Origin of the sequence: Streptococcus massiliensis DSM 18628, assembly GCF_000380065.1 — a bacterium.
GTDB classification, from domain to species: domain Bacteria; phylum Bacillota; class Bacilli; order Lactobacillales; family Streptococcaceae; genus Streptococcus; species Streptococcus massiliensis.
This window is the reverse complement of record NZ_KB904410.1, coordinates 1-11,007: the sequence shown is the minus strand read 5'-3', so window position 1 is coordinate 11,007 and position 11,007 is coordinate 1. Positions and strand designations below refer to the sequence as shown.

The 11,007-nt window shown below is 41.0% G+C and carries 8 protein-coding genes and 1 pseudogene; all 9 read left to right on the top strand.

Annotation, left to right across the window (positions count from 1 at the left end):
* The first annotated feature begins 337 nt into the window (after positions 1 to 337).
* A complete protein-coding gene (gene rnpA, locus A3I3_RS0107915) occupies positions 338 to 706 on the top strand; it encodes a ribonuclease P protein component (protein WP_026129856.1) in 369 nt (122 codons plus the stop codon).
* Positions 684 to 1,499: a YidC/Oxa1 family membrane protein insertase gene (locus tag A3I3_RS0107910; protein WP_018372179.1), complete on the top strand. Its 816-nt coding sequence runs from the start codon at positions 684 to 686 to the stop codon at positions 1,497 to 1,499. The genes rnpA and A3I3_RS0107910 overlap by 23 nt, the downstream gene beginning before the upstream one ends.
* 12 nt (positions 1,500 to 1,511) lie before the next feature.
* Positions 1,512 to 2,492: an RNA-binding cell elongation regulator Jag/EloR gene (gene jag / locus A3I3_RS0107905; protein WP_018372178.1), complete on the top strand. Its 981-nt coding sequence runs from the start codon at positions 1,512 to 1,514 to the stop codon at positions 2,490 to 2,492.
* 361 nt (positions 2,493 to 2,853) lie between these two features.
* Positions 2,854 to 6,081, top strand: coding sequence for an LPXTG cell wall anchor domain-containing protein (locus A3I3_RS0107900; protein ID WP_018372177.1), 3,228 nt, complete (start codon positions 2,854 to 2,856; stop codon positions 6,079 to 6,081).
* A 138-nt stretch (positions 6,082 to 6,219) separates the two neighbouring features.
* Positions 6,220 to 6,843, top strand: a complete 624-nt coding sequence (locus tag A3I3_RS0107895) for a hypothetical protein (protein WP_018372176.1) — start codon at positions 6,220 to 6,222, stop codon at positions 6,841 to 6,843.
* 217 nt (positions 6,844 to 7,060) lie between these two features.
* The gene (rpsL, locus tag A3I3_RS0107890) at positions 7,061 to 7,474 is read left to right on the top strand and encodes a 30S ribosomal protein S12 (protein ID WP_003026451.1); all 414 of its coding nucleotides are present in this window, start codon (positions 7,061 to 7,063) and stop codon (positions 7,472 to 7,474) included.
* 16 nt (positions 7,475 to 7,490) lie between these two features.
* The gene (rpsG, locus tag A3I3_RS0107885) at positions 7,491 to 7,961 is read left to right on the top strand and encodes a 30S ribosomal protein S7 (protein ID WP_018372175.1); all 471 of its coding nucleotides are present in this window, start codon (positions 7,491 to 7,493) and stop codon (positions 7,959 to 7,961) included.
* A gap of 630 nt (positions 7,962 to 8,591) precedes the next feature.
* Complete coding sequence (gene fusA / locus A3I3_RS0107880) at positions 8,592 to 10,670, top strand: elongation factor G (RefSeq protein WP_018372174.1); 2,079 nt, start codon at positions 8,592 to 8,594, stop codon at positions 10,668 to 10,670.
* Positions 10,671 to 10,848: 178 nt separating this feature from the next.
* Positions 10,849 to 11,007: pseudogene (locus A3I3_RS11310) on the top strand (IS1182 family transposase); the annotation flags it as partial.

Sequence of the window (11,007 nt, the reverse complement as noted above, 5' to 3'; positions counted from 1 at the left end):
ATGATTTCTTTATGCGTTCCAGCATCTAGAACATCCAAAATCGTAATGTTAGGGTCTTTGATTTCCAGTAAGTTTGTGATAAAATTTAATTGTTCCATATGAGTCTTTCTAATGATGGTTTGGTCGCTTTTCATTATAGGTCATATGGGACTTTTTTTCTACAACAAAATAAGCTCCATAATCCCTAAAGTGATTTTACCCACTACAGAAATTATAGAGCCTTAAATCAACCTTTTCTTCTTTTTTATAATGAATTTTGGTGTCAGAGCTTATCGCTATTGGCTTTTTCAGAAAATATTGGTATAATAGTTATAATTTTGGTGGACGGAGTGAGGTTTTGAAGAAAAACTATCGCGTAAAAAAAGAAAAAGATTTTTCTGCGGTTTTTAAAAATGGGGAAAACACGGCAAATCGTAAGTTTGTCATTTACAAGCTAGAAAAGGAACAGCCCCATTATCGATTGGGTCTCTCTGTCAGTAAGAAACTTGGCAATGCTGTGAAGCGAAATCAAATTAAGCGGTGGATTCGCCATATCGTTATGGCAGAAAGTGACAAGCTTGATCCTAAAGTTGACTTTGTTGTCATTGCTCGAAAAGGTGTTGAAAATCTGACCTTTGCAGAATTTGAAAAAAATTTACTCCACGCACTGAAAGTTGCAAAAATGTATCAAGAAGGGATTATGAGTGAAAAAGAAGTTAAAAATTAGTAGCCTAGCGCTGGCTGGTTTGATGATTCTAGCAGCTTGCGGGCGAAGCGATGTAACCGCTCAGTCATCGGATTTTTGGGAAAAATTCGTCTACGGTTTTGCGCTTGTCATTCGTTGGTTGTCGGTAGGCGGTAGCACAGGAGTAGGGATCATCTTGTTTACAGTGCTTATCCGAACGGTGCTCTTGCCAGTCTTTCAAATGCAGGCTAATTCTTCGCGTAAGATGCAAGAAGTACAGCCGCAAATTAAGGCTTTGCAGGAAAAATATCCGGGCAAGGACTTAGAAAGTCGAACCAAGATCAGTGAAGAAACACAGCGGATTTTCAAAGAAGCAGGGGTCAACCAATACGCCACTTTAATTCCAATGGCCATTCAGCTACCCGTTCTTATGGCTCTCTATCAAGCTTTGACGCGAGTGGCTTTTCTGCGGATGGGTCATTTCTTTTGGTTAACTATTGCTGAGCCTGACCCTTACTACATTTTGCCGATACTAGCTGCTCTCTTTACCTTTGTCAGCATGTGGTTGAGTAATAAAGGGTTGCCAGAAAAAAGTGGTGCGCTGAATTTCATGACCTATGTCATGCCGATTGTCATTTTTTTCTTCGCATTAAATGTGGCCAGTGGGGTAGGTCTTTACTGGGCAGTATCCTATGCCTATCAGGTTTGCCAAACTCTGCTCCTAAGCAATCCATTTAAAATGATTGCCGAACGTGAAGCAAAATTAGCAGCAGAAAAAGAACAAGAATTAAAGAAAAAGCGTGCTCTGAAAAAAGCACGGAAAAAGAAAAAATAAGGAGGCTTGCAGATGGTATTATTTACAGGAGCAAGTGTTGAAGAAGCCATTCAAAATGGTTTGCGTGAGCTGGATATTCCACGTATGAAAGCACACATTACAGTCGTTGCACGAGAGAAAAAGGGTTTCTTGGGTTTGTTTGGTAAAAAGCCAGCCCAAGTAGATATTGAATTAATCAACGAGACAACAGTAACCAAAGCTAATCAAAAAGCAGTACGAGGCGTACCACGTGAAGTTAATGAACAAAATGAGCCGGTTAAGAGTGTTAGCGAGGAAACAGTTGATCTCGGTCGTGTAGTAACGGAGATTAAAAAAGCTGAACAGGCTGGTGAAAATATTCCCGATGAAGTGAAATCTAAAATTCTTAAAAATGAAAAGAAAGCAACAACGATTTTAGAAGAAACAGGTACTGCAGAACTTTTGAAAGGTCAAAAATCTACTGAGTCGGAAGCACCTATTTTTGAAGAGGAAGCGAGTGCTTCAACTAATGATTTCTCAGATTTGGGCATCGCTCTTGAAGAAAGTTATGATGCAGAAGAGGTGGTTTCAAGTGTAACTTCCTATGTTCAGAAAATTGTAGATGATATGGACGTAGAAGCAACAATTTCTAGCAGTCATAATCGTCGTACAATCAATATGCAAATTGACACCAACGAGCCGGGGCGTGTGATCGGTTATCATGGTAAGGTCTTGAAGGCGCTCCAGCTTCTTGCACAAAATTTTATTTACAACCAGTATACACGTAATTTTTATATTTCCATCAATGTCAATGACTATGTGGAGCATCGAGCGGAAGTTCTACAAAGCTACGCTCAAAAGCTGGCCAATCGCGCGTTAGAGGATCGTCGTGCTCAGAAAACTGACCCTATGTCAAACAATGAACGTAAGATTATTCACCGCATCATTTCAAAAATAGACGGTGTGACGAGTTACTCAGAAAGCGACGAGCCAAATCGTTATGTTGTTGTAGATATTGACGAATTTTATTATTAAGGGAGTGGGACAGAACTACTTCTTGTAAAGGAATAGTTCGTCGTCCCACCCCCGCGATGCCTATTAGGCTTGTACGGAGCCGGTAAAGGCGAACGTAGAAGCCAAGAGGCTACCGCGTCTTGCAGATAATTCGAACTAATTTTAGAGGCTGAGAACTATTGTCCCAGCCTCTTTTGAATAGTGAATTTTTATATCTAAAACTGATCATTTTATTAATTTAGATAAAATAGACATCAATTCCCTTTACAAACTTTTATTAAAGTGTCAGAAAAATCACATAAAGAATGCAGGTTATCTCTGTTTAAAGCGCTTACATTATGTTATACTAATAATGAAAATAACATAAAGGAGACAGGAGATCATGGAAAAATCTTCGAAAAAGAAAGTTTTTAACCGTGCGATTAGCTTATCAGCTGCATGCTTATTAGCTTTTCTAGCTCAAACTCAGGTTTCTGCCGATAGTCAAGTGACTACAGAGACCCCAGCTAATTCTGCTGGTGTAGAAAACACCACAGTTACCTCAGAGACTGCTCTTTCAGCTCAATCTGAAGAAACAAAAGTCTCTTCGCAAGTGCAGGTTCAAGAGAAAGAGCAAATGCCTTCTACTGAAGAGCCTCCTGCAAAAATGCAGCCTACTGCGCCTGAAAGTCCAGTTGAGAGTGCCCAGAAGACTACAGTTGAACCTTCTCTTAAGGAAGCTCAACCAACAGCACCATCGGAAGAGTCTACGCAGGTATCAGCCGATGCTGTTAAGAGTGCAAACTCAGTAAGCAGCAGTAAAACTGTTGAACTAAAGGAATCTACCGTTTACATGTCTGAAAAGGCTACTATTACAGATACTGTATCGGTAGGGAATGCTGATACTTCTAAAATAGCTTGGACTCTGGATGGAAAATCTGTTGACGAGTGGAAAACCTGGGTTCTGAAAAAGGGAGATTTTGTTGGCGACCCATTCATAACCATCAATAGCCAAAAAGTGGGAGATGACCTTAATGTAACTATTTCCTTAAATGAACTTTTTGGTAGTGACCTTAGTCGTCGTACACCAAGCAATATTCGTCGGACTTACCGCCATTATATGGGAATACATCAGCTTGTTGGGACTAATGAAGATGGAACGCTTGTTTTAACTAAATCATTAAACTTCCGTCCATATGCAAGTTTTCGTACTCACGATGAAATGCTAGCTGAAATTGAAGAAACTAAGAAAAATGCAGCTAGCGATCGTTTAGTGACTATTGAAAATATTGGGACCAGTGAGGAAAAACGTGATATCAAAATGGCTGTGATTGCAAAGAACCAAGAAAGCATTGACCGCTATTTGAATGTCACAACTCCGATGATGTTGAATCACCCAGATCAGTTATTGAAGCTTTTACAAAATAATAACCTAGACTATAAACTTCCAATCCTTATCAATAATACTCATGCCGATGAACAACCTGGAATTGATATTATTACAAGTTTATTCAAAGATTTTGCTACAAAAAATACCATAACTTATCGTACAACCGATAAAGATGGGAATGCTGTAACGGCTACGTTAAATATTCCTAAATTGCTAGAGCGTTTCATCTTCCTTTTTGATTTTACAGAAAATCCAGATGGGGATGTCAATAATACTCGTACATTGGCTGACGGTTTAGACCCTAACCGCGATGCGGGCTATCAAGTACATCCTGAAACTCAGGCAATTGTAAAGCAGATTAACAAGTGGAATCCTATTGCACTTCTTGATATTCACGGATTCGTAAAGGATTTCTTGATTGAACCTGCGACACCTCCACACGATCCAAACTTTGAGTATGATCTTTTTGCCGATTTTGCTCTTGAAAATGCTAAACAAATGGGACGAGCTGGAGTTGCAAATTCTAAATATGATCATTATATTATTCCTAAATTGGATTATGGATCAGGCTGGGATGATGCTTTTTCTGGCTATACGGGTGTCTATGCACTTTACCACGGTATTTTAGGACACACAATAGAAATTCCAGAGGCCAATGAAGAGTCATTTAAAGCAGGCTTTTACGCAGTTCTTGGTAGTGTAAATTATTTATCTAGCATTCCTAAAGAACTTATGGCTATGCGTTTAAATTTCTATTCTCGCGGCGTTAATAAAGTTGAGTCTCCAAATGCTGAGAAGGAACTGGTTGGTCCAAATGGAGAAGTGGTAGGTCGACCTAAAGGGAATCATGACAAGTTTTTCCCTGATTACTACGTTATTCCGATGACTCTTGAAAAAGAGAATAATTCGCAACAAGCCTTTAACATGATTGAATACTTTAAACGAAACGGAGTTATTGTTAAAGAACTGACCCAAGATGTAGATCATTTCAAGAAGGGTGATCTTGTCATTGATATGGCACAAGCTAAGCGTGGCTTCGCAAACCATATTCTTTATTCTGGATCCAATGAATCTAAGTGGGAAGCCATGTACGCCGAGTTAGTTGTTAATTTCCCTGCAATGAGAGGATTTAAAGCAACAGCAGTCTTTAATAAAGATGTTTTTGCTAATAAATTATCTGACGTGAGCCATAGCTCTGCTCCAAGGACGACTAACGTTGACTACAAGGCTCCATACTATGTTATTGCTAATAATTCTGAAAGCGCAGTTATGGCTGTGAACCAAGCTATTAGAAATGGTAGCAAAGTGTATTTAACAGATGATGGCTATATTGTTGATACAGCAACCTTTGTCTCTCTTCTTCCTCATTACGCCATTTACGGTGAAGCTCTTTATAAACAACCGGTTGGTCAAACGCTGAAATTGAAGAAGATTTATTCCCCTTCTCACAGTTATTCATGGGCTGGGTTCAATACACCGACAGACGCTTCCTTGGCTCTACAAGGAATGGGCTTTGATGTAGTAGATTCTGTTGAACAGGCTGATATTGTTGTTCTCGCAAGTAAACAATTTGATGCTTCTATCCTTGGTAAAAGGCCTACAGTTGTACTGGGTGGTGAAGCAATGCAACGCTTAGAAGAACTAGGTGTATTACCGGGCTTCGATGCAGAACAATTCCAAAATGGTGATGACTATGAAGGGCTGATGAAGGCGATCGTTAATGACAAACATCCATTGGCAAGCGGCTACGCAACAAATGATCTCTTTTATTCTAATTCTGGTAATTGGATTCAGGGTGTGCCAGCTGGATTTACCAAATTAATGAGTGTAGCAGGAAGCAATTTTTATATTGCGGGTTGGTGGCCTGGATATGAAGGGCTGGCTGATAAGGTAGTTGCTGTTACAGGCGAATTTAAAAACCAACCACTGTTCATCTACGCAGGAAATCCGACTAACCGTCTGCATTCCGTTCATTTCTACCGTTGGGTATCAAATGCGGTGTTTGGTGTCCAATTAGCGACCCTAAATGATTTACCAAGTTCTGAACCAGAGGTTCCAAACCCTACCCCACAAACTTCTTCTGCAGTCACACTTAGTGTGAACTACCATACAAAAGCTTTTAAACAAAAAACATTGCCACATACAGGAACAAACGAACAAGTCACTCCAATGGTTGTTGGTACCCTTCTTTTACTTGCTGGCGGCGTCTTATTAAAGCTCAAACGTAAAGAAAACGAGTAGTTGAGGTGATAAAGTAGAAATGATTATCAATCACATCATTTATTTGCTTAAGATAAGTTGAGCTGTTAAAATAAAGATAGGTGATTAGCTGAAGACTTGGTTCACTAACAGGAATCAAGTCTTTTTCAAGGAGGAGCCATGTATCAAAGAATTCAAAATTTTTTACAGTTTCGTGGGACTAAATACATCTCACCAGATAAGGCAGGGGATCTACGAGATATGATGTTAGAATTTCGTGCTCTCGGACAAGCAGCACGAAAGGAATTCACTCAACTAGCCAAAGATTTTCAGGAGCGTCACCCAGAGCTTGAACTTCATTCTAGCAGCCAGTGGATGAATCAAGCGCAGATTTTGCGACCTCATTTTTGGGCGTACTTGCAAGGAGAAGGAAGCATCAGTCAACCCATGTTTGCCCTGCGCCTGTACGGAGATGCTAATGAATTTGGGGTGTCGCTTGAGGTTAGCTTTTTGGAACGTAAAAAAGATGAGCATAGTCTAGAACAACAGGCGGCAGTGCTAGAAGTTCCTATCAAGGTACCTGTTTATTATTTTGTTCAAGAAAATGGTGAAAGCCAGCGAGTAGAAGGGATAGAAGACAATCGGTTACTTTTACGAGAGCAGCTGGCTAAGGGACAGGTGCGTAAGGTTTTGGTCAAACAAGATGTCTCACTTGCAAGTGCTAGTTCAGAAAATCAGGTTCTTGATCAACTTGATTTAGCTTTTGCAAATTTAAAACCATTTTATGAGGCAACTAGAAGATGAAAATAAGAGTTAGAGCACCGTTTGTTTCTAAATAAAAACCCTCAAAAACTATTGACATTCAAGCATTGACATGGTACTATAGTAGACGGTACTTTTTACTTTTGGTCTCTCAAAAGTGTACAGAGACGTGCTGACAAATGTTGCAAAAGTACACGCAGATGATAGCTGTCACCAAGTGTATCATCACCAAAATTAAAAAAATACAGGAGAAATGTAGATGCCTACAATTAACCAATTGGTTCGCAAACCGCGTAAATCAAAAGTAGAAAAATCTAAATCACCAGCTTTAAACGTTGGTTATAATAGTCTGAAACGTGTGCCTACTCGTGAAAACTCACCACAAAAACGTGGTGTAGCAACTCGTGTCGGAACCATGACGCCTAAGAAACCAAACTCTGCCCTTCGTAAATTTGCTCGTGTACGTTTGAGCAACTTGATTGAAGTAACTGCCTACATCCCAGGTATTGGTCACAACTTGCAAGAGCACAGCGTGGTGCTTCTTCGTGGTGGACGTGTAAAAGACCTTCCGGGGGTACGTTACCATATCGTTCGTGGTGCGCTTGATACAGCAGGTGTTACAGACCGTAAGCAAGGCCGTTCTAAATACGGTACGAAGAAACCAAAAGCATAAGGAAGGGGAGAGATAAATGAGTCGTAAAAACCAAGCGCCTAAGCGCGAAGTATTGCCAGATCCGCTTTACAATTCAAAATTAGTTACACGTCTTATCAACCGCGTTATGCTTGACGGTAAGCGTGGTACAGCAGCATCAATTGTTTACGGAGCTTTCTCACAAATCAAAGAAGCTACTGGAAATGATGCGCTTGAAGTATTTGAAACAGCAATGGAAAACATCATGCCTGTCCTTGAAGTACGGGCACGCCGTGTCGGTGGTTCTAACTACCAAGTCCCAGTTGAAGTTCGTCCAGAACGTCGTACAACTCTTGGACTTCGTTGGTTGGTAACAATCGCTCGTCAACGTGGTGAACACACAATGCAAGATCGCCTTGCAAAAGAAATCATGGATGCAGCAAACAACACTGGTGCAGCCGTTAAGAAACGTGAAGACACTCACCGTATGGCAGAAGCTAACCGTGCCTTCGCTCACTTCCGCTGGTAGGATAGGATGTGAAGCCGTTAAGAAAGTTCAAGGAAAAATAGGAAATCTTTGCAGAACGTTTCAACGTTCAAAAAGATTTATCTTTTTTCCCGAACTTTTAGGCTGAACTCGACTAGGATGTGAGAGCGTTAAACAAGTTCTAGACAAAATAGGGAAATTTACGACGAAGCTTCAGCTTCTAGGAAATTTCATCTTTTTGTCAGAAACTTGTAGCTCGAACTCAACTACATAAGATACGAAGGCGTATAAAACGTTCAGCAAAAATATGAAATACGACGCAGAGTCTCTGGACTCTAGGAGGATTTGTACCTAAAGGTAATCTTAGCTGTAAATTAGCTAAAGCTAAAACAGCTACCTTTCTTTTTTGCCCAGCGTTTAGCCTGAGTTCAATTTAAGATACAGAGCCCGTGAAGAAATTCGTATGAAAATAGGGAATCGACGATGAGTGTTTAGGCATTCAAGGAGATTTATCTTTTTCACTAGGATTTTAAGGCGAGTTCAATTAACAAGTTACAAAGGCGTCTCGCCTAAGTATCACTTGAATTTTCAACCAAGGCACAATATGCAAAACGGGTAGGTCCCTGCCTATCCGTTTTTTCCAAAAATTATAGATTATAGGAGAATAACCCAATGGCTCGCGAATTTTCACTAGAAAAAACTCGTAACATCGGTATCATGGCTCACGTCGATGCCGGTAAAACAACTACAACAGAGCGTATCCTTTACTACACTGGTAAAATCCACAAGATCGGTGAAACACACGAAGGTGCTTCACAAATGGACTGGATGGAGCAAGAACAAGAGCGTGGTATCACCATTACTTCAGCGGCTACAACCGCTCAATGGAAAGACTACCGTGTCAACATCATTGACACACCAGGACACGTGGACTTCACAATTGAAGTACAACGTTCTCTCCGCGTTCTTGACGGTGCGGTTACCGTTTTGGACTCTCAATCAGGTGTAGAGCCTCAAACAGAAACAGTTTGGCGCCAAGCGACTGAGTACCGCGTTCCTCGTATCGTATTTGCCAACAAAATGGACAAAATCGGTGCTGACTTCCTTTACTCAGTAAGCACTCTTCATGACCGTCTTCAAGCCAATGCACACCCAATCCAGTTGCCAATCGGTGCAGAAGATGATTTCAGTGGAATCATCGACTTGATCAAGATGAAAGCTGAAATCTACACCAACGACCTTGGTACAGATATTCTTGAAGAAGACATTCCAGCTGAATACCTTGAACAAGCACAAGAATGGCGTGAAAAATTGGTGGAAGCTGTTGCTGAAACTGATGAAGAATTGATGATGAAATACCTTGAAGGTGAAGAAATCACAAAAGAGGAATTAAAAGAAGGCATTCGCCGTGCAACGATCAATGTTGAATTCTTCCCTGTACTTTGTGGTTCAGCCTTCAAAAACAAGGGTGTTCAAATGATGCTTGATGCGGTTATCGACTACCTGCCAAGCCCACTTGACATTCCTGCAATCAAGGGTGTAAACCCAGATACTGACGAAGAAGAAACTCGTCCAGCTTCTGACGAAGAACCATTTGCAGCCCTTGCCTTCAAGATTATGACAGACCCATTCGTAGGTCGTTTGACTTTCTTCCGTGTCTACTCAGGTGTCTTGAACAGCGGTTCTTATGTACTCAACACTTCTAAAGGTAAACGCGAACGTATCGGACGTATCCTGCAAATGCACGCCAACAGCCGTAACGAAATTGAAACAGTTTACGCTGGAGATATTGCTGCTGCCGTTGGTTTGAAAGATACAACAACTGGTGACTCATTGACTGATGAAAAATCAAAAATCATCCTTGAGTCAATCGAAGTTCCAGAACCCGTTATCCAACTCATGGTTGAGCCTAAGTCTAAAGCTGACCAAGATAAAATGGGTATCGCCCTTCAAAAATTGGCTGAAGAAGACCCAACATTCCGCGTTGAAACCAACGTAGAAACTGGTGAAACGGTTATCTCTGGTATGGGTGAGCTTCACTTGGATGTCCTTGTTGACCGTATGCGCCGTGAGTTCAAGGTTGAAGCCAACGTAGGTGCGCCTCAGGTATCTTACCGCGAAACTTTCCGTGCTTCTACTCAAGCGCGTGGATTCTTCAAGCGCCAATCAGGTGGTAAAGGTCAATTCGGTGATGTTTGGATTGAATTTACGCCAAATGAAGAAGGTAAAGGATTTGAGTTTGAAAATGCCATCGTCGGTGGTGTCGTTCCACGTGAATTTATTCCAGCGGTAGAAAAAGGTTTGATTGAGTCAATGGCAAACGGTGTTCTTGCAGGTTACCCAATCGTTGACGTCAAAGCAAAACTTTACGACGGTTCATACCACGATGTCGACTCATCTGAAACAGCCTTTAAAGTGGCTGCATCACTTGCTCTTAAAGAAGCGGCTAAGACTGCACAACCCGTTATCCTTGAGCCAATGATGCTTGTGACAATCACTGTTCCAGAAGAAAACCTTGGAGACGTTATGGGTCATGTGACAGCTCGTCGTGGACGTGTTGATGGTATGGAAGCACATGGTAACAGCCAAATCGTTCGTGCTTACGTTCCACTTGCTGAAATGTTCGGTTACGCAACTGTTCTACGTTCAGCATCTCAAGGACGCGGTACCTTCATGATGGTATTTGACCACTACGAAGATGTACCTAAGTCAGTCCAAGAAGAAATCATTGCAAAAAACAAAGGTGAATAACACTTTTTATTAGGGCTCTTTGTCAACTGTAGTGGGTTGATGTCAGCTAAGATCTGAGCCTGGGACAATAGTCCCTTATCTCCAAAAAAAGCAACGGCAAATCCGTTGCTTTTTTGCATGGTTGCGATAGTCTTGGTAAAATAGAATTGCACAATAAACCATTTAGAAAGGCTATCCCATGCATATTCACTATAACACAAATCAAACAACTTTACCACTAGAAATCAGTTCTTTCTTGCCACAAGACCATCTCGTCTTTACGATTGAAAAAGTGGTGAATACTTTGGAGGATTGTCACTTCCACGCCTTCTATCATAACTTTGGTCGCCCGTCTTAT

Bases quoted from the DNA above. Each gene is read 5' to 3' on its own strand.
- jag (WP_018372178.1), top strand. From the start codon at position 1,512: ATGGTATTATTTACAGGAGCAAGTGTTGAAGAAGCCATTCAAAATGGT.
- A3I3_RS0107900 (WP_018372177.1), top strand. From the start codon at position 2,854: ATGGAAAAATCTTCGAAAAAGAAAGTTTTTAACCGTGCGATTAGCTTA.
- A3I3_RS0107895 (WP_018372176.1), top strand. From the start codon at position 6,220: ATGTATCAAAGAATTCAAAATTTTTTACAGTTTCGTGGGACTAAATAC.
- rpsL (WP_003026451.1), top strand. From the start codon at position 7,061: ATGCCTACAATTAACCAATTGGTTCGCAAACCGCGTAAATCAAAAGTA.
- rpsG (WP_018372175.1), top strand. From the start codon at position 7,491: ATGAGTCGTAAAAACCAAGCGCCTAAGCGCGAAGTATTGCCAGATCCG.
- fusA (WP_018372174.1), top strand. From the start codon at position 8,592: ATGGCTCGCGAATTTTCACTAGAAAAAACTCGTAACATCGGTATCATG.